This window comes from Micromonospora sp. DT41, from assembly GCF_049841715.1.
In the GTDB taxonomy this organism is placed as follows: domain Bacteria; phylum Actinomycetota; class Actinomycetes; order Mycobacteriales; family Micromonosporaceae; genus Micromonospora; species Micromonospora profundi.
Map to the genome: position 1 here is coordinate 259,208 of NZ_JBNCKU010000006.1, position 21,504 is coordinate 280,711.

Here is a 21,504-nt window from a genome sequence, read left to right on the forward strand (position 1 = left end):
GGCGGTGACGTGCCGTGAGCTACGCGAAGGTGCTGTGCGTGGGGCTGGTCGGGGTCACCGGCCACCTCGTCGAGGTCGAGGCCGACCTGGCCGCCGGACTACCGGCGGTGGTGATCTCCGGGCTGCCGGACACCGCTCTGCACGAGGCCCGGGACCGGGTCCGCGCCGCTGTGGTCAACTCCGGCCAGCGCTGGCCCAACCGGCGGATCACGCTGAACCTGCTGCCGGCCACGCTGCCGAAGTTCGGCTCGGCGTTCGACCTGGCCATCGCCGCCGCGCTGCTGGGCGGTTCCGGCGAACTGCCGCTGCTTCCCCTGGAGGGGGTGGTGGTCCTCGGGGAGCTGGGGCTGGACGGGACGGTCCGACCGGTGCGTGGAGTCCTGCCGATGGTCGCGGCAGCAGCCAAGGCCGGTGTCGGCCGGGTGATCGTCCCCGTCGGCAACGCCACCGAGGCAGCGGTCATCCCCGGCGTACGGGTGCGGGCCGTGGACACACTGCACCGGCTGGTCGCCTTCGTCCGCGACGGCAGCCCTCTGATCGACCCCCCGGCGGCCATCCCGGCACCGAGCACCGGCGGCCCGGATCTCGCCGACGTCGCCGGGCAGCAGATGGGTCGGCGCGCGCTTGAGGTAGCCGCCGCAGGCGGGCACCACGTGGCGCTGCTCGGCCCGCCGGGAGCCGGCAAGACGATGCTCGCCGAACGACTGCCGTCGATCCTTCCCGAGTTGGAGGACGACGAGGCGCTGGAGGTGACGGCGCTGCACTCGGTCGCCGGGCTGCTGCCACCGGGCGGCCGGCTGCTGCGCCGCCCACCGTTCCAGGCCCCGCACCACACCGCCACGGTCCCGTCCCTGGTCGGCGGTGGTTCGGGGTTGGCCCGTCCCGGGGCGGTGTCGCTCGCCCACCGGGGGGTGCTGTTTCTGGACGAAGCTCCCGAATTCAGCAAGGGCGCCCTGGAGGCGCTGCGGCAGCCGCTGGAGAGCGGCCAGGTGCAGTTGAGCCGCAGCGGAGGCGGCACCGTCTACCCGGCCCGGACCCAGCTGGTGTTGGCGGCCAATCCTTGCCCGTGCGCGAAACCGGCAGGCGACGCGTACTGCGAATGCTCGCCGCTGGCCCGTCGCCGCTACCTGGGTCGGCTCTCCGGGCCGCTGCTCGACCGCATCGACGTGCAGGTGCGGCTCATGCCGTTGCGGGCCGCGGAGCTGATGGCGGCCGAGGGCGACGCCGAGTCCTCGGCGACGGTCGCCGCCCGGGTGGCGGCGGCCCGGCAGGCGGCGGCCAAACGCTGGGCCGTCCTCGGGCGGCGGCTCAACGCCGAGGTGGAAGGCCCGCACCTGCGCCGGCCGCCGTGGCGGTTGCCGGCGCAGGCCACCACCGAGCTACGCAAACGGCTCGACTCCGGCTCGCTGTCGGCGCGTGGCTTCGACCGGGTGATCCGGATGGCGTGGACGATCGCGGATCTGGACGGCCGGGAGCGGCCGGACCGCGATGACGTACGGGAGGCGATTCAACTACGGACGGGGGAGCACGCATGAGCGGCACCGATGAGGAGCGCAGGCTGGCCCGGGTGGCACTGACCTGGCTTGCCGAACCAGGCACCCGGGCCGTGTACCACCTGGTCGACCGACTGGGCCCGGTGGCGGCGCTGGACCTGCTGCTCGACGGCGGCAGTCCGGACGCCCAGCTGAACAGCACTGTGGCGGCCCGATCGGCGGCCGGCGACGCGCGGGCGGTGGCTGCCGAAGCCCTCGCCCGGGCCGACCGGCTCGGCGCCCGGCTGGTCACCCCCGACGACGACGAGTGGCCTGCCCGGGTAGCCGGGCTGGCCACCCTGCGCCTACCGGACGCCGGCCGCCGGGTGGACGTCGAGACCGCCCCACCACTCTGCTTCTGGGTACGCGGGGGTTGGCCGCTCGGCGAAGCGCTGGACCGCTCGGTGGCAGTGGTCGGGGCACGGGCCGCCACCGGTTACGGGCAGCACGTCGCCACCGAGTTGGGGTACGGGCTGGCCGAGCGGGACTGGACTGTCGTCTCCGGTGGGGCGTTCGGCATCGACGCGGCCGCCCACCGGGGCGCCCTCAACGCCGGCGGTGTGACAGTGGCGGTGCTGGCCTGCGGGGTGGACCGGCCGTACCCGGTCGGCAACACCGCGCTCTTCGACCGGATCGCCGACACCGGCCTGTTGGTCAGCGAGTGGCCGCCCGGCGCCGAGCCGCTGCGGCCCCGGTTCCTGATCCGCAACCGGGTCATCGCCGGAGGCACCGTCGGCACCGTTGTGGTCGAGGCGTCGGCGCGCAGCGGCGCAACGCAGACCGCGCGACGGGCCATCTACACCGGCCGGGTGGCGATGGTGGTCCCCGGGCCGGTGACCTCGGCGATGTCCGTCGGCGCGCACGAACTGCTCCGCGAGCAGCCGAAGGCGCGGCTGGTCACCGGCGTGGCACACGTCCTGGAGGAGGTGGGCCGGATCGGCGCCGACCTCGCCCCGCTCGCCCGAGGTCCGCAGCGGCCCGCCGACACCCTCGACGACGACGCGCGGTCCCTGTTGGAGGCGCTGCCCCGCCGAGGCGTACGGGGTGTGGACGCCCTCGCTGCCCGCGCCGGTGTCGACCTGCGAACCGCGTTGCGCAAACTGTCGCTGTTGGAGGAGCTGGCCCTCGTGGTGCGCCGCGAGGACGGCTACGCCCTCGCCCCACCCGCCAACCCGAAGCGCGGGACGCGGGCACCAACGGAGACGGAAGCCCTCAGGTCGTCCTAGGTCCCCTGTCCACGGCCCAGAACACCTACCATCGCCGGCATGGCAACGCGGCTCGTACAGATCAACATGAAGGCTCGGGACCACTCCGCGCTCGGCGCATTCTGGGCGGCGGCGCTGGGCTGGGAGATGTCCAGCGAGGGACCCGGCGTGACAAACCTCGAACCGGCGGGCTTCGTCTATCCCGATCCCACGGCCGTCTGCATCGACCTCGTCGGCTACCCCGAGGTCAAGACGGTGAAGAACCGTGTGCACGTCGACCTCGCCACCGATTCGGCGGCCCAACACGCGGAGTTGGTCACGCGCCTGATGGACCTCGGCGCGACACCCGCCGACGTAGGCCAGGGTGACGTCCCCTGGACGGTCCTTGCCGATCCGGAGGGCAACGAGTTCTGCGTGCTGGACTGGCGCGACCCGATCCGGGACACCGGACCGATCGCCACTGTCGTGGTCGACTGCGCCGACCCGCGGGCGATGGCCGAGTTCTGGGGCAAGGCCACGGACTGGACCGTGCACAAGGTGACCGACCACAACGCCGTGCTGCGGTCCGCAAAGGACGTCGGCCCGTATCTGCAGTTCCTCCGCACGCCTGACGTGAAGACCGGCTGGAACCGCGTCCACCTCGACGTCCGCCCGTACCCGGATGACGACGTGGAAACCGAGGCGGCCAGATTGCGCGCTCTCGGGGCCACAGTCATCGACCTGGGCCCGGACGTCCCGTGGACGGTCCTCGCCGATCCGGAAGGCAACGAGTTCTGCCTCCTCTCCCCAGCCTGATACCGACCCTCGTCAGCCACGCAGGAGGCCACAACGGTCCGGCTCGACCGTAGGCTGGTCCCGTGTGCGCAGTCACTGAGGACGCCCGGCCCGAGCGACGGGCCCGCGTGACCGCGCGACTGGCACGGCCGTGCCAGTCGGCTCGGTCGGCTCGGTCGGCTCGGTCGGCTCGGTCGGCTCGGTCGGCTCGGTCGGCTCGGTCGGCTCGGTCGGTGCGGCCGCGATGAGCCGGACCGACCGGGGCAGCCGGGCCATGCACCAGGCTCTACCACCGCCGCTGCGCGACGCCGTCGACGACTTCGCCGAGCACCTGTCCCGGGTGCGTAACCGTTCGGCGCACACCGTCCGCGCGTACGTCACGGATCTCGTCTCGCTGCTCGACCACGCCGTACGGATGGGGTGCGTCGACCTGGCCGAGCTGGACCTGTCCGTGCTGCGCAGCTGGTTGGCGCGGCAGCGAACCACAGGCGCGGCCCGCACCTCGTTGGCGCGGCGGGCCGCTTCGGCGCGGGCGTTCAGCGCATGGGCGCACCGGGCCGGGCTACTCCCCTCCGACGTGGGTGCCGCACTGGCCAGCCCTCGCGCGCACCGGGAGCTGCCCACCGTCCTGCGCGCCGACCAGGCCGCCGCCCTGGTCGAGGCGCCGGCCCGACCGGCGCCGCCGGCAGCCGGGCCACCATCGGATCCGACAGAAACCGCGGCGGCCGAGGCGGTGCCGCTGCGCGACCGGGTTCTGCTGGAACTGCTCTACGCCACCGGCGTGCGGATCAGTGAGGCCTGCGGCCTGGACATCGGGGATGTCGACCACGGACGTCGGGTGATCCGGGTGTTCGGCAAGGGCGGACGGGAGCGGTCGGTGCCGTACGGGGTGCCGGCGCAGCGTGCCCTGGACGACTGGCTGCGCCGGGGCCGCCCGGCACTTGTCGGCGACCACTCGGGTGACGCGCTGCTGCTCGGCGCGCGGGGTGGACGGCTCAACCCCACCACGGCGCGGCAGGTCGTCGGCGCGTACGCCGAAGCAGCCGGCCTCCCCCGGACCAGCCCGCACGGCCTGCGTCACTCCGCAGCCACCCACCTGCTGGAGGGCGGTGCGGACCTGCGTGCCGTGCAGGAGTTGCTCGGCCACTCGTCGCTTGCCAGCACCCAGATCTACACGCACGTCTCGGTGGAGCGGCTGCGCGCCGCGTACCGGCAGGCGCACCCCCGCGCCTGATCAACGGGCAGAGGACGAAAGACCCCGGCGGTTACGATCATCAAGTGAGCGTCCCGCAGCCTCCTGAGCCGATCCCGGGCGCCCGCCTGCTCTTCTCCCTGGACCCGGCGGTCAGCCACCTCAACCACGGCTCGTTCGGCGCCCTACCGATCGCCGTGCAGCGAGCCCAGCAGCGGTTGCGCGACGAGATGGAGTCCAACCCGCTGCGGTTCTTCACCCAGGGGCTCGTCGACCGGATCGCGCACACCCGCCGGCACCTCGCCGGGTTCCTGGGTGCCGACCCCGACGGCAGCGCCCTTGTGGGCAACACGACCACAGGCGTCGCCGTGGTGCTCCAGTCGGTGGGCCTGCAACCCGGTGACGAGGTGGTCAGCACCGATCACGGGTACGGGGCGGTGAGCCTTGGCATCCAGCGCGAGTGCCGGCGCACCGGTGCGGTCAGCAGGGTCCTGCCGATCCCGTTGGACGCCGCCGACGAGCAGATCGTGCAGACAATCCGCGCCGGCCTGCGCCCGGGACGTACCCGGCTGCTCGTCGTCGACCAGCTCACCTCGGCCACGGCCAAGCTCTTCCCGACCGCCGCCATCGTCGGGGTTGCCCGCGAACATGGCGTGCCGGTCCTGGTGGACGCCGCGCACGCCCCGGGCATGCTGGCGACAACTGTGGCCAGCATCGGCGCAGACTTCTGGGCCGGCAACATGCACAAGTGGGCGTACGCCCCACGGGGGACCGCAGTACTGGCTGTGGCACCCCAGTGGCGGGACCGGATCGAGCCGCTCGTGGTCTCCTGGGAGCAGGATTCGGGCTTTCCGGCCCGGGTCGAGTGGCAGGCGACTCTCGACTACACCTCCTGGTTGGCAGCCCCGGCTGGTCTGTTCACGATGCGCAGTCTCGGCGTGGACCGGGTACGGGCGCACAATGCCGCGCTCGCCGCGTACGGCCAGCGGGTGGTGGGGGACGCTCTGGGAGTGCGCCCCGCCGACCTGCCCGAGCCCGGCGGGCCGGGGGTGTCCCTGCGCCTCATTCCGCTGCCGGCCGGCACGGCAACCACCATCGACGCGGCGCGGGCGTTGCAGACGCGGATCAGCGAACGCCTCGCCACCGAGGTCGCGGTGATGAGCTGGAGCAACAGGGGGTGGCTGCGGCTCACCGGCCAGGTCTACAACACGGCCGACGAGTACGAGCGGCTGGCCGTGCGCCTGCCGGCCCTGCTCGCCCAACGCTGACCCTCACCCACCGGGCGCTACCCGTGAAGCCGGACACTGCCCGTGAAGCCGGGCGCTACCGCGTGAAGTAGGTGGCGCTCTCCGGATCTGCCGGATAGTAGGACTCGATAGCGATCTCGTCGATAGCGATGTCCATCGGGGTGCCGAATGTGGTGATGGTCGAGAACAGCCGCAACTCTCGTCCGCCGATCCGGAGGATCATCGGGATGACCACGTCGGCGTCGACGTGTTGGCCCATCGGGTCCTCGGGCAGCGGGTTCAGCAGTTCTTCGTAGAGTGCGGCGAGTTCCGCGTCGGGAGCGGCGGCGAGTTGGCGCGAGATCCGGCTGCGGAACACCGCACGCACGTCTGCCAGGTTGACGACCAGGGGCGCGAGCCCGCGCGGGTCCAGGCCCAGCCGAACGAGGTTCACCGGGGGCCGCAACAGATCCGGAGCGACGTGCGCGAAGAACGGGTCGACCGCGCGGTTGGTCATCACGATGTTCCACCTGCGGTCGAAGACCAGCGCCGGATAAGGCTCGTGCGCCTGGAGGACCCTGCGGACCGCGTCGAGGGCAGCCGACAGGGCGGTGTCGTCGAGCGGACGCTCCGCGTACCGGGGCGCGAAGCCTGCGGCGAGCAGAAGCCGGTTGCGGTCACGCAGCGGCACGTGGAGCTGATCGGCAAGCCGGAGGATCATGGCCGCGCTCGGCGTGGACTTACCGGTCTCGACCAGGCTGACGTGACGAGCCGAGACGTCCGCGGCGATCGCCAGGTCGAGTTGGCTGATCCCCCGGCGCCGCCGCCACTGCCGCAGGAGTTCCCCGACCGTATACACGATCATGAGCGTACTCATCGTCGCGCCGGATGCCATGAAGTGCGAGTTCATCGACAGTCGGACGGGCCGGGGAAACACTTGGGCCCATGACCACCGAGAACAAGAGCATCGTCAAGCGTGCGTTGGCGGGGCTGGTCGAGACGGGCGACGTCAACACGCTCGCCTCGTTCCTCAGCGACGACTTCGTCCACCACCGGCCGGATTCGACCTCGACCAGGGCGGAATGGCTCGCCGCTGTCCGCGCCGCGTTGGGCCCGACCGCCGGCATGCAGGTCGACATCCTTCACCTGCTGGCCGACGGTGACCACGTCGTTGTGCACTCGCGACGCCGGCTACCCGACGGCGGACCGGAGATCGTGGTCGTCGACCTCCTCCGTATCGCCGACGGGTCCATCGCAGAGGCCTGGGAGATCATCGAGCCGGTGGCCCACGCTGCCGCCAATGTGACGTGGTGGGAATCTGCTTCTCACTGACCGGGGCAGCCAGCCCATGATCTGACCGGGGGCGGCCAGCCCAGGACGCTGGTGTGCCCGGCTGCCCGGAACGGCAGGTTGGATAACAGCGCCGAGCGGAAGCAGCCGCACCCGGCCGAGGCCGAGCAGTGCCAGCGGGTCCAGATATTCCGTGCCCCGGCGCAACCCCCAGTGCAGGCACGCTGCGGCTGGGCAACCCAGGTGCCCGGGGAGCAGCTCACCCAGAGGCGCACCGGCGGCGACCGGCTGGCCGGGGCGTACGGCCGGTTGGACCGGTTCGTAGGTGCTCCGCAGCCCGTCGGCATGCCCCACGGTGATCACCGGGCGGCCGGCCACCATACCGGCGAAGAGCACGGTGCCCGAACCGGCGCTGCGGACCACCGCTTTGGCCGGGGCGGCCAGATCGACACCTCGATGTCCGGGAAGCCACGGCCGGGGCGGCGGATCGAAGCGACGCACCGGACGAGGTGGCCCGTCGACAGGCCAACGGAACCGCTGAGGGCCGGTGTCCACCGGGGCCGCCATCGCCACCGCGAGCGGCACGGCCGGCGCCGGTGATTGGCCGGGCACCGCCGCGACCAGCACGGCCAGCCCGCAGAGCTGGGCGGTCAGCGCGAGCGGCAACGCGGTGCAGAGCAGGGCGATGCGGCGGATCGAGCCGACGCACGGGGCGGATGGCTGTCGCATGACGGCAGCCTGCGGTTGAGGCTGGGTGATCCGCCAGCCCGGCCGACCGATCTGTGGACGACGGGAGCACCTGTGGACGACCACCCGACGACGTCGATGATCTGCTATGTCCGGGTTGGTGGACGCTGCCCACGTCGTCGGGGGGCCTAGGCTGGGCCGCGTGCGGCGGGTGCCGCCGTACGGACCGGGGAGGCCGCATGACCACTGTCGATGACCGGACGCCGACGGTGGCCGACGTGAGTGACCCGTCCCGACTCGCCGAGCCGGACGAGGCGATCAGTGCCGAGGAGTTGCAGCTTGCCACGCGCAACCACGGCATCCCGCTGGAGGCGCTGCGCTACGACGTCACGCCGGCCGGGCTGCACTACCTGCTGATCCACTACGACATCCCGGACGTGGATCCTGCCGATCACGTGCTGACCGTCGGTGGCGCGGTGGACCGGCCGTTGGCCGTCACCCTGGCGGAGCTGCGCGAGCGGCCCCGGGTCACGCACCAGGTCACCCTGGAGTGCGCCGGTAACGGTCGGGCGCTGTTGCATCCCCGGCCGGTGAGCCAGCCCTGGCTGGTCGAGGCGGTCGGCAACGCCGAGTGGACCGGGACACCGCTGGCGCCGCTGCTGCGCGAGGCGGGTCTCGGGCCGGACGCTGTGGACGTGGTATTCACCGGCGCGGATCACGGTGTCGAGCGTGGGGTGGAGCAGGACTACCAGCGGGGCCTGCCGGTCGCCGACGCGCTGCGCGAGGAGGTGCTGCTGGCGTACGAGATGAACGGCGCTCCCCTGCTGCCGCAGCACGGCGCGCCGCTGCGGCTCATCGTGCCGGGCTGGTACGGCATGGCGCACGTGAAGTGGCTACGGTCGGTCGAGGTCCGGACGGAGCCGTTCGAGGGCTACCAGAACGCGGTGGCCTACCGGGTGCGCCGCGACGCCGACGACCCGGGCGTGCCTGTCACCCGGATCGAGCCTCGCGCGCTGGTGCGCCCGCCTGGTTTCCCCGACTTCATGTCGCGGCGCCGGGTGGTGCGGCCGGGACCGTGCACCCTGGACGGTCGGGCCTGGTCGGGGCACGCGCCTGTGGTGTCGGTGGAGGTGACTGTCGACGGCGGGGCGACCTGGGTGCCGGCCGAGCTGGACCCGGCAGCGGGCGGGGAATTCGCCTGGCGGCGGTGGCGGCACGAGTGGACGGCGACGCCGGGCCGGTACGTGCTCAGCGCACGGGCTACCGACGCGTCGGGGCGTACCCAGCCGGTCGAGCAGCCGTGGAACCGTGGCGGTTTCGCCAACAACCTGGTGCAGCGCGTCGAGGTCGTGGTGCCGGCCGAGTGACCGGCTAAGACTGCGCCACGGGTGGGGGCCCGTGGTGCGGCCGAGTGGGTCAGCCCCCGAAGCCGGAGTCGGCAGGCAGCGAGATGTCGGGCTTCTCCAACTCTTCGACGTTGACGTCCTTGAACGTCATCACCCGGACGTTCTTGACGAAGCGGGCAGGACGGTACATGTCCCACACCCAGGCGTCGTGCATCTCGACCTCGAAGTAGACCTCGCCGTCGGAGTTACGCACGTGCAGGTCGACCTGGTTCGCCAGGTAGAACCGGCGCTCCGTCTCCACCACGTAGGAGAACTGGCGGACAATGTCGCGGTACTCCCGGTAGAGCTGCAGCTCCATCTCGGTCTCGTACTTTTCGAGATCTTCCGCGCTCATCGCACTCCGCCTTCCATGGCCACATCTTCCCCCACCGGCGCCGGAGGCCGAGGCTGCTCGCCCAACGCCACGCCGACGGTACCCCCTGACGCCCAGGAGCGCCCCATCGGCTCGTCCGAGGCCGGGCCCACGGGCCGCCGAGCGCGCGGCGGCCGACCGTCGCGGCCGGAGACGGCTGCGACATTGACGTACGAGAACCTGTGCTCGCGGCACGGCCCGTGCTCCCGCAGCGCCGCGCTGTGCTCCGGGGTGATGTAGCCCTTGTGCTCGGCGAAACCGTACGCCGGGAACACCTCGTCCATCTCCACCATGATCCGATCTCGGGTGACCTTCGCGAGCACGCTTGCCGCCGCCACGCACGCCGCCACCCGGTCGCCCTTCCACACTGCCAGCCCCGGTACGCCCAGGCCGTCCACGCCGAAGCCGTCGGTCAGGACGTACTCGGGTCGGGTGGTGAGCGAGGCCAGCGCCCGACGCATCGCCGCCAGGTTGCACACGTGCAGCCCTCTGGCGTCGACCTCCTCGGCCGGGATGATCACCACGGCGTACGCCAGCGCACGGTCCACTACCTCGGCGTACACCCGTTCCCGGCTGGCGGGGGTGAGCAGCTTGGAATCGGCAAGCCCGTCGATCTCGCCACGCCGGCCCTCGGGCAGCACCGCCGCGGCGGCGACAAGCGGGCCGGCGCACGCTCCCCGCCCGGCCTCGTCGGCGCCGGCCACCTGCCGGAAGCCGCGCCTCTGCAGGGCCCGCTCCAGGGCGTACAGGCCGGCCTCGCGGCGCACGACGGTCCGCGGCGGTGTCAGCACGACGCCTCCCCCCGGCCTGCTCCGGCAGTCGGTTGCAGCAGGCGACTCAGCAGAGCGGGCAACTCGGCCGGGTAGTACCGCTCGTCGCTGGCCGCCAACTCGGCCGGCGGCCACCAGCGGTGCTCGGCGATGCTGCGCCGCTCGACGTCGTCGAAGCCCGCGGTGTCCACCTGCCACGACGACACCCGGTGCAGGAAGAAGTCCTGATGTTGGCGGTACCAGGTGCCGTCGAACGGGAACTCGATGTCGTCGGACCAGACCGGCTCGCCCAGGTCGGACGGGGTCAGCCGCAGGCCGGTCTCCTCGGCCAACTCCCGGGCCGCGCCGGCCGCCGGCGACTCCTCCGGGGCCAGCCCGCCACCGGGGGTGAACCAGTAGTCGTGCCCCTGGCGGGCCGGGTCGAAGCCGTGGAAGAGCAGCACCCGGCCGGCCGCGTCGACGAGCAGCACGCGGGCCGCGCGTCGAAGGGTGTAGGCGGTCACCGCACCAGACTGCCAGACCGGCGACCGATCGCCCACGCCCGGTGTCGGTTACGGCTTGGGGATGCCGTCGTACTGATCCGGCACTGTCAACCAGGTGGCCCTGTTGACCGGCCAGAACACAGTGAACGCCCGACCGACCACGTCATCCTCGGGGATGGTGGCCTCCGTGATGTCCTGCCCGGACTGCTGCCAGTGCTCCAGCGAGTCACCCGAGGCCGACCGGTGGTCGCCCATCACCCACAGCCGCCCCTTCGGCACGGTGATGTCGAACTCCTGGTCGGCCGGCTTGTCGCGGACCCCCTCCATCGAGAAGATGTACGGCTCGTCGAGCGGCTTGCCGTTGATCACCAGTCGTTCCTGGGGGTCGCAGCAGACCACGTGGTCGCCGCCGACGCCGATCACCCGCTTGATGAAGTCCTCACCGTCGGGGTTGCCGCTCCACGCCGTGGGGGCCTTGAACACGACGACCTCACCGCGGTGCGGTGACCGGAAGTCGTAGACCAGTTTGTTGACCAGCACCCGGTCATCGATCTTGAGTGTGTTCTCCATGGACGGGGAGGGGATGAAGAAGGTCTGCAGCACGAAGGCGCGGACCAGCACCGCGACCAGGATCGCCACACCCAGCAGGATCGGCAGTTCCTTCCAGAAGGAGCTGCGCGGCTTGTCGGTCTGCTCGTCAATCACGCCAAGGAGCCTACGTTGCCGGACCGGACGTCACCGTCCGGAACGCGCGGGAACGCCCCAGCGCGGCCACCAGCGGGAGAATCAGCACCACACCACCCTGTTGCGTGGGACGGACCGGAGGCGCCTGCGTGGAGGCGACGGTCGGCCCGGACACGTCGTCGAACGTCGACGGCACCGGCAGAGCGCTCCAGCGCGACGACGGCCACACCACCATGAAGGCACGGCCGACGACGTTGTCGATCGGCACCGGGCCCTGGCAGCGCGCGTCCTGGGAGACCAGCCGATGGTCACCCATCACGAAGATCTGACCCGGCGGTACGACCACCTCGTCGAAGCGCCGCGAGCGGCACTCCCCCGGGTTGGGTGGCAGATCCAGCGGGGAGTCCCGCACCACGTACGGCTCGTCCAGCGGGGTGCCGTTGACGGTGACCCGGCCCTGGCTGTCGCAGCACTTGACCCGGTCGCCGGGCAGGCCGATGACCCGCTTGATGAAGTCCTTCTCGCCGGGGCGGCTCACCCCGACCAGGTCGCCGACCGTACGGGCGATCTTTCCGGTGAAGCCCGGGTCGGGCTGCTCGTCGACCTGCGGCGCCCAGCGGTCGGTGCCCCGGAACACGACGACCTCACCGCGCACCGGGTCACGCGTGTCGTAGACGACCTTGTTGACAAGCACCCGGTCGCCGATGAGGAGGGTGTCCTCCATCGACCCGGACGGGATGAAGAACGCCTGGAGCAGGAACGTGCGGATCAGCACCGCGAGGCAGAACGCGACCACAAGCAGCAGTGGAAGCTCCTGCCACAGGGGCATCTGACGGCGGCTGCGGCGGGCCCGCCTGCGCCACGGATCGACGGCGCCGTCCTCGTCAAGCGTCTGCACCACGCCACTCCCCGGTCCACAGAAACACAACCGCCCGTGGAGCCTCGACGAGGCTCCCGGGCGGTTGTGGACGGCTGCCCGCCGCTAGGGCGGGGCCGCCGCCTGACTGCGCCCGTACGACCAGGGTAGTGCGGTCCGGTCGGTACGGCATACGCGCAGTTCAGGCGGCGTGGCGAGCGGAGGTCAGCTGGGCTGCTTCTCGCGCTTCTCCTTGATCTTGGCCTTCTTGCCGCGCAGCTCGCGCAGGTAGTAGAGCTTGGCGCGACGCACGGCACCGCGGGTCACGACCTCGATCCGGTCGATGCCCGGACCGTTGATCGGGTAGGTCCGCTCGACGCCGACACCGAAGCTGATCTTGCGGACCGAGAAGGTCTCGCGCAGACCGTCACCCTGGCGGCGGATCACGACGCCCTGGAAGATCTGGACACGGGACCGGTTGCCCTCGACGACCCGCGCGTGCACCTTGACGGTGTCACCGGCACGGAAGTCGGGAAGGTCGGTCCGCTTCGACTGGGCGTCAAGGGCGTCCAGGATGTTCATCGCTGCGTCCTCGTAAGGCTCACGGCGCACCGTCACTCGGTGCGCGGGTGGGTGATTCTGAACCCCGGGTGGCGGTCGGCGGGCCGATCCCGGTCGGGGCTCCTCGCAGCCGTCCACGGGCGCGGACGGATGCGGCAACCCCCCTACTTTGCCACATCTCCCGGCGGCAGCTGAAATCCGGCCCGATCCAGGGCCGTGATGTCCCGTTTGTCGAGCTGGTCGGCGGGCAACGCCGCGAGCAGATCCGGACGCTGGGCGGCGGTACGCAGCAACGCCTCCTCGCGCCGCCAGCGGGCGATCCGGCCGTGGTCGCCGGAGCGGAGCACCTCCGGGACGTCGTGGCCCCGCCAACTCGCCGGCTTCGTGTAGATCGGCGCCTCCAGCAGCCCGTGCGCGTGCGACTCCTCGTCGAGCGAGCCGGCGTTGCCGAGCACCCCGGGCAGCAGCCGGGTGACCGCCTCCAGGACGACAAGCACCGCCACCTCGCCGCCGAAGAGCACGTAGTCGCCGAGCGAGACCTCGGTGACCGGCATCCGGGTCGCGGCGTGCGTCAACACCCGCTGGTCGATCCCCTCGTACCGCCCGCATGCGAAGAGCAGGTGCGACTCGGCGGCCAGCTCGTACGCCATCGCCTGGGTGAACGGCACCCCTGCCGGCGAGGGCACCAGCAGCCGGGGCGGCGGGGCATCGGCGGGCGCGAGCGCGTCCAGCGCCGCACCCCACGGCTCGGGACGCATCACCATTCCCGGCCCGCCACCGTAGGGGGTGTCGTCGACTGTGCGGTGCACGTCGTGGGTCCAGGTCCGCAGGTCGTGCACGGCGATCTGGAGTACGCCGTTGGCACGGGCCCGCCCGATCAGCGACAGGTCCAGCGGGGCGAAGTATTCGGGAAAGATCGACACGACGTCGACGCGCATGCGGGGTGGCCCTTTAGAGATCGAGCAGACCGGCTGGCGGGTCGACGATGACGCGTCCACCGGCCAGGTCGACCTCCGGCACTATCGCCCGGACGAACGGGATCAGCGCGGTACGCCCCTCGGGACGCCGCAGCACCAGCAGGTCCGAGGACGGCGCGTGGTCGATGCGGACCACCTCGCCCAGCCGTTCGCCGGACGGGGTGACGGCGGCCAGCCCGACGAGCTGGTGGTCGTGGAACTCCTCCGGATCCTCCGGCGGGGCCACCTCGGAGCTGTCCACAACGAGCAGGGTGCCGCGCAGCGCCTCGGCACCGTCGCGGTCCAGGACACCGTCGAACGCGACGAGCATCCGACCCTGGTGCCAGCGCGCAGCCTCGATGGTCAACTTGGCCGGAACCCGGAACAACACCCCGGGCCCGTCCGCCGACTCGGGCGGCGGAACCGCCCCCGGCTCAGTGTTCATCACTGTGCCGGGGGCGAACCGTGCTTCGGGCTCGTCGGTCCGCACTTCCACGGTGACCTCACCGCGGACGCCGTGCGGCTTGCCGATCCTTCCGACGACGAGCTGCATCAGTACGAGTCGACGATGTCGACGCGTACCCCGCGCCCGCCGATGGAGCCGATCACCTGGCGCAGCGCCTTGGCGGTCCGACCGGACCGCCCGATCACAGTGCCGAGGTCCTCGGGGTGGACGCGGACTTCGAGCCGCTTGCCCCGACGGGAATCGACCATCCGCACCCGGACGTCATCCGGGTGCTCGACGATGCCCTTGACCAGGTGCTCCAACGCCGGACGCAGAGGCATGTCAGGCCTGCTCACCAGCGTCGGCGGCGGGGGCCTCGGCCGGAGCCTCGGCAGCCGGAGCCTCGGCGGCGGGCGCCTCGGTCTTCGGAGCCTCGGCAGCCTTGGCGGCCTTCTTCGCCGGCTTGGCCGGGGTCTCCGGGGTCAGACCGGCAGCGGCCTTCGACTCGGCCTCGTACGCAGCCTTGCGGTCGGCCTTCTCGGGGGCGACAAGCAGCGGCGGCGGGGCCGGCAGGCCCTTGAACTTCTGCCAGTCACCGGTCAGCTCCAGCAGCCGCTGCACCGCCTCGCTCGGCTGGGCGCCGACGGACAGCCAGTACTGGACCCGCTCCGACTTGACCTCGATCACCGAAGGGTCTTCCTTCGGCTGGTACACACCGACGAACTCGATCGCACGACCGTCACGCTTGGTACGCGAGTCGGCGATGACGATGCGGTACTGCGGGTTGCGGATCTTGCCCATCCGCAGGAGCCGGATCTTTACGGCCACAGTTGTTTCGCTCCTGTTGCGATCTCACCGGCCCGTGCGGGCGGTGTGCATGGGTGAGCGCCGACCGGCACAGTGGGGTTGGGCCGGAGACAACTCGGTGGACTGGCGACGCGCCCGGGTTAGAGGGCGCCGGACGCGCGCCGGATACCAGCGACCTATTCTGCCAGATCCGTCGCCGATCGCTCACACCGGACCCGTACAGCGGGTCACCGGTGACCAGGAACACCGCCTCAGCGCACCGGCGGGCGGTCCCACCCCGGGGGCAGTTCATCCGGTACGTCCCATTCCGGCGAGGGCTGGTAGTCGCACCAGGTGCCGTCGAACGGGAATTTGCCGGCCTCGGCGAGCGCGATCACCCGTTCGCCCTCGGCGCGGACCGCCTTCTCGTCGGTCACCCAGTAGTCGTCGCCGAAGGCGAGCCGCTCGACGAACTCGCCCTCGTCCTTCCACTCCCAGCTGCGGTCCGCCCACACCACCACGTCGAGGTCCTGGTCCACCACGTCGACCCCGGCCACCGGGCCGTCGTCCCAGCGCACGCCGGGCTCCTCCAGATTGACGTACCAGTTGACGAACCGGCCGTGGGCGTCCCAGAACCACCAGACGGAGTGCGCCGCCCCGGTGGGCAGGAACTTCAACAGCGGCGGGCCGTTCCAGCGGCCGTGCGCCAGCCGGTACGTCGACGAGATCCACTCGGCGAACGGCACGGCCCGCATCCCCAGCCCGGCCTCGGTCACCTCGTGGGCCACCGGGGAGTCCCGGGCGATCCAGAGCAGCAGACCCCGCTCGTCGTCGCTTACCACCCGGCCCGGCCGGACCCATCCGATCCGGCCGTGGCGCACGTTCCGGTGCATGATCAGCCGACCCGGCGCGAAGCGCACGGCAAAACCTCCGGAGCTGTTAGCAGGGGGCCCTTCCTCTACCGCAGGCGTTAGTAGGGGGCCCTTCCTTACACCTCAGTAGGCTCGGGCGAGGATGGCGACCAGGTCCGGCTCGTCCTCCGAGTCCGGCACCGAGCCGTCGGCGCGTACCAGGCAGCGCACCGTGACGCCCTGGCCGTTGGCCTCCGCCTCACCTGCCACGCCGACCGCCGACCACGGCACCCGGGCCCAGCCGGTCGCGGCGGCCTCGATCGCCTCGGCGAGGGTGGCCACCTCCACCGTGCGGGAGTTCCGGTTGGCAAGCGCCTGGTCGTGCAGCGCCTGCTGGTCGGTCTCCAGCGCCGCCAGCACCGCGGCGACCACGTCGGCTACCGGCGTCGGGGACTTCGATCCGTCGGTACGGCGCACCACTACCGCGTTGCCCGCGGCCAGGTCACGGGGGCCGACCTCGACGCGTACCGGATAGCCCCGCAGCTCGGCGTCGACCGCCCGGCGGCCGAACGCGGTGTCGGTCCGGTCGTCGAGCGCGACTCGGACACCGGCGTCGCGCAGGGCGTCGCGCAGCTTGGCCGCCGCCTCGCCGACACCTTCGCCATCCTTGACGATCATGACGTACGCCTGGATCGGGGCCAGCCGCGGCGGCACCCGCAGACCGTTGTCGTCGCCGTGGGCCATGATCAGGCCACCGAGCATCCGCGTCGACGTGCCCCACGAGGTCGTCCAGGCGTGCTCCCGGCCACCTTCCTTGGCGGAGTAGCTGATGTCGAACGCCTTGGCGAAGTTCTGGCCCAGCTCGTGGCTGGTGCCCAACTGAAGCGCCTTGCCGTCGCCCATCATGCCTTCGCAGGTGTACGTCGCCGTCGCACCGGCAAACCGCTCCCGGGTGGTCTTCAGACCCACCACCACCGGGATGGCGAGCACGTTGACCATCAGGTCCTCGTACGCCTCGTGCAGGATCCGCCGCGCGTACGCCCGAGCGTCCTCGCGGGTGGCGTGGGCGGTGTGCCCCTCCTGCCACAGGAACTCGCTGGTACGCAGGAAGATCCGCGGGCGCAGCTCCCACCGGACCACGTTCGCCCACTGGTTGAGCAGCAGCGGCAGGTCCCGGTACGAGTCGATCCACTTGGCCATGAACTCGCCGATCACCGTCTCGCTGGTGGGGCGCACCACCACCGGCTCGGCGAGCTGCTTGCCGCCACCGTGGGTGACCACCGCCAACTCCGGCGAGAAGCCCTCGACGTGCTGTGCCTCACGCTTGAGGTAGCTCTCGGGGATGAAGAGAGGGAAGTACGCGTTCTCCGCCCCGGCCGCCTTGATTCGGGCGTCCATCTCGGCCTGCATCCGCTCCCAGATGGCGTAGCCGGCCGGTCGGATGACCATGGTCCCGCGGACCGGGCCGTTGTCGGCCAGCTTCGCCTTGGCGATCAGGTCCTGGTACCAGCGGGGGAAGTCCTCCGCACGGGGAGTGAGCACGCGTGCCATGACCGCACATCCTATGCGCCGCACGGTGAGCCACCGCGCCCGGGAGGCGCCACGCCACGCCGACCGGTGCTCCGCCAGCACCTTTGAACGGCAGCGCCGCTTCCATCTGCGCTTCGCTACAGCTGTGTCCGGCTACGGCGACGCTGGGCTGATGTGTTGGCGCGACCGTAGACTTCGATCATCATGACTGAATCGACGCATTCACCGCGCCAGCGGCTGCGGGACACGATCGTGGACGCGGCGCGGGCGCGGACCATCGCCTCCGGCTGGGATGCGGTACGGATGGGCGGGGTGGCCACCGCGGCCGGGGTGAGCCGGCAGACCGTCTACAACGAGTTCGGCAGCAAGGCCGGGCTGGCCGAGGCGCTCGCCCGACGTGAGGTAGACAGGTTCGTCGGCGACGTCCGGGCCGCACTCGTCGCGCACGGTGACGACGTTCGGGCCGGCGCGTACGCGGCGATCTCGCACACCCTCGCCACGGCTGCGGACAACCCACTGGTCAAGGCGATCCTGACCAGCTCCCGGGGAGGCTCGGACGAACTGCTGCCGTACCTCACCACCCGGGCCGAGGTGGTGCTCGGCGAGGCGTCCGGAGCGCTTATCGAGTGGGCCGACGGGCAACTGCCCGGGGCGGACCGGGCCGCGCTGACCTTCGCCGCCGACACGATCGTCCGGCTCGTGGTGAGCCACATCGTGCTCCCCGCCAACGCGATCGACCAGACCGCCACAGCCCTGACCAACCTGGCCGTACGCCTCTTCGCCGCCGCCGCCCGCCCCTACCCGTGACCCCGCAGCCCCGCCCCCCTCACCCCTGCCCCCGCCCGGTCAAGATCGCGCTCGATCCTGGATGTAGTGGCTTCGACGTCGTGCGATACCACTACATCCAGGATCATGCGTGATCTTGCGGCACGACAGACAACGCGTGGGCGCGTGGGGTCAGCGGATGACGCGACCGCGGAGGATCGTGCGGGACGGGGCACGGACGACGCGCAGGTCGCGGCGAGGATCCTCGGGGTAGACGGTCAGGTCGGCGAGGCCGCCTTCGACCAGCCCGGGGAAGCCGAGCCATTCCCGGGCGCCCCAGGAGGCGGCGGCGAGTACGTCAAGCGCCGGCATTCCGGCCTGCTCGTGCAGCAGCAACATCTCCTCGGCGGCGAGTCCGTGGTCGATGCCGCCGCCGGCGTCGGTACCGACGTAGATCGGCACGCCCGCCTCGTGGGCCGCCCGCACCACCTCGGGGAAGCGGTCGCGCAACGAGAGCATGTGATCGGCGTACTGGGGGAATTTGTCCCGCGCCTGGTCGGCGATGCCCCCGAAGGTGGCGATGTTGATCATCGTGGGCACGAGCGCGGTGCCTCTGCGGGCCATCTCGTCGATCAGGTCGAGGCTCAGCCCGGTGCCGTGCTCCACCGAGTCCACTCCGGCCCGCACCATGATCTCGACGGCGGATTCGGAGAAGGTGTGCACCGCGGCGCGTACCCCGGCGTCGTGGGCGGCCCGCACGGCGGCGGTGAGGGTGTCGGCGTCCCAGGCCGGCGCCAGGTCACCCACGCCCCGGTCGATCCAGTCGCCCACCAGTTTGACCCAGCCGTTGCCGGCCCGCGCCTGCTCGGCGACCGTCGCGGCCACGTCGGGCGCGCCGACCTCCACCCCGATGTCGCGCAGGTAGCGCTTCGGCGGCGCGACGTGCCGGCCGGCGCGGGCCAGTCGCGGCAGGTCCGGTTCGTCGCCCAACTCGGCGTACGGGTACGGCGAGCCCGCGTCGCGAATGGCCAGCACGCCGGCGTCCCGGTCGGTGCGGGCCAACGTGCGGGCCTGGTCGAGGGAGGTGATCGGGGTGCCGCCGCGCGCGATGCCGATGTGGCAGTGCGCGTCGACGAGGCCGGGGAGAACGAACCCACCGTCCACGACGGTCTCCGCGCCGGACACCGGGGTGAAGGTCACCTGGTCGTCGACCAGCCAGAGATCCCGGACCTCGTCGTCGGGGAGCAGCACACCGCGCACATGAAGAGCCATGGGCACAGTCCTACCCGATCAGCGCACATCGAGGGCGAGCAGGTCGTTCTTCCGGGCGGTCGACACCGCCGCCCGCCGTCACCGACAGGCTCAGCGGGGGCCCTTGTCGCCGCCGCCCTTGCCGAGCTTGTTGAAGTCGATCTTCGGAAGCTTGAAGCCGGGCGGGAGGCCCTGACCACCCGCGAGGTCGTTCGGGTCCATCCCCGGCGGGAGCTGCGGCATGCCGCCCGGGAAGCCACCCGGCATCCCTGCACCGGTACGCGGACGACCGCCGCCCTTGGTGCCCTTGCGCTTGTTCTTCGGCGACTTGGTGGCCTTGCGCCGGCCGGCGCCGGGCAGGCCCATCATGCCGCCCATCTGCTTCATCATCTTCTGCGCGTCGGCGAAGCGGTTGAGCAGCTGGTTGACGTCCATCACTGTGACGCCGGAGCCGTTGGCGATGCGCGCACGGCGGGACCCGTTGATGATCTTCGGGTTGGAGCGCTCGCCCGGGGTCATCGACCGGATGATCGCGGTGACCCGGTCGAAGTGGCTGTCGTCCAGCTCGGCCAGCTGGTCCTTCATCTGCCCCATGCCGGGCATCATGGCCAGCACGTTGGCGATCGGCCCCATCCGCCGTACGGCGATGAGCTGGTCGAGGAAGTCATCAAGGGTGAACTGCTCGCCGCCGACAAGCTTGGCGGTCATCTTCTCCTTCTGATCCGAGTCGAAGGCCTGCTCGGCCTGCTCGATCAGAGTGAGGACGTCGCCCATGCCGAGGATGCGGCTGGCCATCCGGTCGGGGTGGAAGACGTCGAAGTCCTCAAGCTTTTCACCAGTGGAGGCGAACAGGATCGGCTGCCCGGTCACCTCGCGCACGGACAGCGCGGCACCACCACGCGCGTCACCGTCGAGCTTGGACAGCACCACACCGGTGATGCCGACGCCGTCGCGGAACGCCTCGGCGGTGCGGACGGCGTCCTGACCGACCATCGCGTCGATGACGAAGATGACCTCGTCAGGCTGGACGGCGTCACGGATGTCGGCGGCCTGCTGCATCATCTCGGCGTCGATGCCGAGTCGACCGGCGGTGTCGACGATGACGATGTCGCGCGCCGCCCGCTTCGCGTGCTCGATCGACGCGCGGGCCACCTGCACCGGGTCGCCGGTGCCGTTGCCGGGCTCCGGGGCGTACACCTCGACGCCGGCCCGGCCACCGAGCACCTGGAGCTGCCCGACGGCGTTGGGGCGCTGGAGGTCGGCGGCGACCAGCAGCGGCTGGTGCCCCTGGCTCTTGAGCCAGCGGGCGAGCTTGCCGGCCAGTGTGGTCTTACCGGAACCCTGGAGACCGGCCAGCATGATCACGGTTGGCGGCTGCTTGGCGAACTGGAGCCGTCGCCCCTCGCCACCGAGCACGTTGATCAGCTCTTCGTTGACGATCTTGATGATCTGTTGGGCCGGGTTCAGCGCCTGGGAGACCTCTGAGCTGCGGGCACGCTCCTTGACGGCCGCGATGAAACCCTTGACCACCGGCAGCGCGACGTCCGCCTCCAGCAGCGCAAGGCGGATCTCGCGCGCGGTGGCGTCGATGTCGGCGTCGGTGAGCCGGCCCTTGCCGCGGAGCTTGGTGAAGATCCCGGACAGGCGGTCACTCAAGGTGTCAAACACGCGAACATCCCGTTTGTCAGTGTTCCGGCGGGCACAACCCGGCCGGCACTGCGGAGTCCGGCCACCGCTAGGGTAACCGGCCCACCGCACGGCCGCTGTCGCCCGGCCCGGCCTGCCTCGCCGGCCCCACGCGGGCGGGCCCTCGCCCACCCGCCTGCGCTCCCGACGGTGGTGGGTTGAGCGGCCACGGCCTGGGCCCGCCTCGGTGCTGGACTCCGTTGCGAGCGTGATGACG

The 21,504-nt window shown here is 71.4% G+C and carries 24 protein-coding genes and 1 pseudogene; 9 read left to right on the top strand and 16 right to left on the bottom strand.

The genetic code is table 11. The features are described from left to right. Positions 1-14 precede the first annotated feature (14 nt). The 5 genes from ACLQ23_RS14060 to ACLQ23_RS14080 all read left to right on the top strand — a co-directional run bounded on the left by ACLQ23_RS14060 (position 15) and on the right by ACLQ23_RS14080 (position 5,971). Positions 15-1,535 carry a YifB family Mg chelatase-like AAA ATPase gene (locus ACLQ23_RS14060; RefSeq protein WP_355593733.1) on the top strand — a complete coding sequence of 507 codons (1,521 nt, stop codon included), beginning with the start codon at positions 15-17 and terminating at the stop codon, positions 1,533-1,535. After that, the gene (gene dprA, locus ACLQ23_RS14065) at positions 1,532-2,758 is read left to right on the top strand and encodes a DNA-processing protein DprA (RefSeq protein WP_355593731.1); all 1,227 of its coding nucleotides are present in this window, start codon (positions 1,532-1,534) and stop codon (positions 2,756-2,758) included. Before ACLQ23_RS14060 ends, dprA begins: the two co-directional genes overlap by 4 nt. A 39-nt stretch (positions 2,759-2,797) precedes the next feature. Further along, positions 2,798-3,532, top strand: coding sequence for a VOC family protein (locus tag ACLQ23_RS14070; RefSeq protein WP_425735904.1), 735 nt, complete (start codon positions 2,798-2,800; stop codon positions 3,530-3,532). Between the two features lie 223 nt (positions 3,533-3,755). Then, positions 3,756-4,745: a tyrosine recombinase XerC gene (locus tag ACLQ23_RS14075; protein ID WP_355593727.1), complete on the top strand. Its 990-nt coding sequence runs from the start codon at positions 3,756-3,758 to the stop codon at positions 4,743-4,745. Between the two features lie 44 nt (positions 4,746-4,789). Continuing rightward, entirely contained in the window at positions 4,790-5,971 is a 1,182-nt protein-coding gene (locus ACLQ23_RS14080; protein ID WP_425880715.1) for an aminotransferase class V-fold PLP-dependent enzyme, read from the top strand. 55 nt (positions 5,972-6,026) lie between these two features. On the opposite strand, the gene ACLQ23_RS14085 is transcribed toward ACLQ23_RS14080, so the two are convergent. Next, on the bottom strand, positions 6,027-6,794 hold the full coding sequence (locus ACLQ23_RS14085) for a helix-turn-helix domain-containing protein (RefSeq protein WP_355593723.1): 768 nt from the start codon (positions 6,792-6,794) through the stop codon (positions 6,027-6,029). A gap of 80 nt (positions 6,795-6,874) precedes the next feature. Here ACLQ23_RS14085 and ACLQ23_RS14090 point away from each other — a divergent pair, with 80 nt between their 5' ends. Next, complete coding sequence (locus tag ACLQ23_RS14090; RefSeq protein ID WP_425880716.1) at positions 6,875-7,261, top strand: nuclear transport factor 2 family protein; 387 nt, start codon at positions 6,875-6,877, stop codon at positions 7,259-7,261. Between the two features lie 93 nt (positions 7,262-7,354). Here the strand turns inward: ACLQ23_RS14090 and ACLQ23_RS14095 are convergent. Further along, positions 7,355-7,786: pseudogene (locus tag ACLQ23_RS14095) on the bottom strand (murein hydrolase activator EnvC family protein); the annotation flags it as partial. Here ACLQ23_RS14095 and ACLQ23_RS14100 point away from each other — a divergent pair. Together ACLQ23_RS14100 and ACLQ23_RS14105 are read left to right on the top strand one after the other, a co-directional pair. Continuing rightward, the gene (locus ACLQ23_RS14100) at positions 7,767-7,967 is read left to right on the top strand and encodes a hypothetical protein (protein WP_355593780.1); all 201 of its coding nucleotides are present in this window, start codon (positions 7,767-7,769) and stop codon (positions 7,965-7,967) included. The pseudogene ACLQ23_RS14095 and the gene ACLQ23_RS14100 sit on opposite strands and share 20 nt — an antisense overlap. 178 nt (positions 7,968-8,145) lie before the next feature. Next, a complete protein-coding gene (locus ACLQ23_RS14105) occupies positions 8,146-9,273 on the top strand; it encodes a sulfite oxidase (protein WP_425880717.1) in 1,128 nt (375 codons plus the stop codon). A gap of 49 nt (positions 9,274-9,322) precedes the next feature. Here ACLQ23_RS14105 and ACLQ23_RS14110 read toward each other — a convergent pair whose 3' ends face one another. From ACLQ23_RS14110 to proS, 12 genes are all read right to left on the bottom strand, one after another. Next, complete coding sequence (locus tag ACLQ23_RS14110; protein ID WP_007075222.1) at positions 9,323-9,646, bottom strand: DUF2469 domain-containing protein; 324 nt, start codon at positions 9,644-9,646, stop codon at positions 9,323-9,325. Beyond that, entirely contained in the window at positions 9,643-10,455 is an 813-nt protein-coding gene (locus ACLQ23_RS14115; RefSeq protein ID WP_355593717.1) for a ribonuclease HII, read from the bottom strand. Before ACLQ23_RS14115 ends, ACLQ23_RS14110 begins: the two co-directional genes overlap by 4 nt. Next, positions 10,449-10,937 (bottom strand): NUDIX hydrolase, encoded by a 489-nt coding sequence (locus ACLQ23_RS14120; RefSeq protein ID WP_355593715.1) that lies wholly within the window; start codon positions 10,935-10,937, stop codon positions 10,449-10,451. Before ACLQ23_RS14120 ends, ACLQ23_RS14115 begins: the two co-directional genes overlap by 7 nt. 48 nt (positions 10,938-10,985) lie before the next feature. Then, a complete protein-coding gene (gene lepB / locus ACLQ23_RS14125) occupies positions 10,986-11,621 on the bottom strand; it encodes a signal peptidase I (RefSeq protein ID WP_355593713.1) in 636 nt (211 codons plus the stop codon). 10 nt (positions 11,622-11,631) lie between these two features. Beyond that, positions 11,632-12,501 (bottom strand): signal peptidase I, encoded by an 870-nt coding sequence (gene lepB, locus ACLQ23_RS14130; RefSeq protein ID WP_355593711.1) that lies wholly within the window; start codon positions 12,499-12,501, stop codon positions 11,632-11,634. A gap of 180 nt (positions 12,502-12,681) precedes the next feature. Further along, complete coding sequence (gene rplS, locus ACLQ23_RS14135) at positions 12,682-13,038, bottom strand: 50S ribosomal protein L19 (protein WP_053652452.1); 357 nt, start codon at positions 13,036-13,038, stop codon at positions 12,682-12,684. Between the two features lie 143 nt (positions 13,039-13,181). Further along, a complete protein-coding gene (gene trmD / locus ACLQ23_RS14140; RefSeq protein WP_355593709.1) occupies positions 13,182-13,955 on the bottom strand; it encodes a tRNA (guanosine(37)-N1)-methyltransferase TrmD in 774 nt (257 codons plus the stop codon). Between the two features lie 13 nt (positions 13,956-13,968). After that, positions 13,969-14,526 (bottom strand): ribosome maturation factor RimM, encoded by a 558-nt coding sequence (rimM, locus tag ACLQ23_RS14145; protein WP_355593707.1) that lies wholly within the window; start codon positions 14,524-14,526, stop codon positions 13,969-13,971. Next, entirely contained in the window at positions 14,526-14,759 is a 234-nt protein-coding gene (locus ACLQ23_RS14150; RefSeq protein ID WP_053652449.1) for an RNA-binding protein, read from the bottom strand. The genes rimM and ACLQ23_RS14150 overlap by 1 nt, the downstream gene beginning before the upstream one ends. Before the next feature lies 1 nt (position 14,760). Further along, entirely contained in the window at positions 14,761-15,246 is a 486-nt protein-coding gene (rpsP, locus tag ACLQ23_RS14155; protein ID WP_425880718.1) for a 30S ribosomal protein S16, read from the bottom strand. 230 nt (positions 15,247-15,476) lie between these two features. Beyond that, on the bottom strand, positions 15,477-16,124 hold the full coding sequence (locus tag ACLQ23_RS14160) for a DUF402 domain-containing protein (RefSeq protein ID WP_355593703.1): 648 nt from the start codon (positions 16,122-16,124) through the stop codon (positions 15,477-15,479). Between the two features lie 75 nt (positions 16,125-16,199). Next, on the bottom strand, positions 16,200-17,606 hold the full coding sequence (gene proS / locus ACLQ23_RS14165; RefSeq protein WP_425735899.1) for a proline--tRNA ligase: 1,407 nt from the start codon (positions 17,604-17,606) through the stop codon (positions 16,200-16,202). Between the two features lie 183 nt (positions 17,607-17,789). Between proS and ACLQ23_RS14170 the strand changes: the two genes are divergently transcribed. Beyond that, positions 17,790-18,392 (top strand): TetR family transcriptional regulator, encoded by a 603-nt coding sequence (locus tag ACLQ23_RS14170; protein WP_425735898.1) that lies wholly within the window; start codon positions 17,790-17,792, stop codon positions 18,390-18,392. A 150-nt stretch (positions 18,393-18,542) separates the two neighbouring features. Here ACLQ23_RS14170 and ACLQ23_RS14175 read toward each other — a convergent pair whose 3' ends face one another. Both ACLQ23_RS14175 and ffh read right to left on the bottom strand, forming a co-directional pair. Then, positions 18,543-19,622 (bottom strand): amidohydrolase family protein, encoded by a 1,080-nt coding sequence (locus ACLQ23_RS14175; RefSeq protein ID WP_355593697.1) that lies wholly within the window; start codon positions 19,620-19,622, stop codon positions 18,543-18,545. Between the two features lie 90 nt (positions 19,623-19,712). Next, positions 19,713-21,269, bottom strand: coding sequence for a signal recognition particle protein (gene ffh, locus ACLQ23_RS14180; protein ID WP_355593695.1), 1,557 nt, complete (start codon positions 21,267-21,269; stop codon positions 19,713-19,715). Between the last annotated feature and the right edge of the window lie 235 nt (positions 21,270-21,504).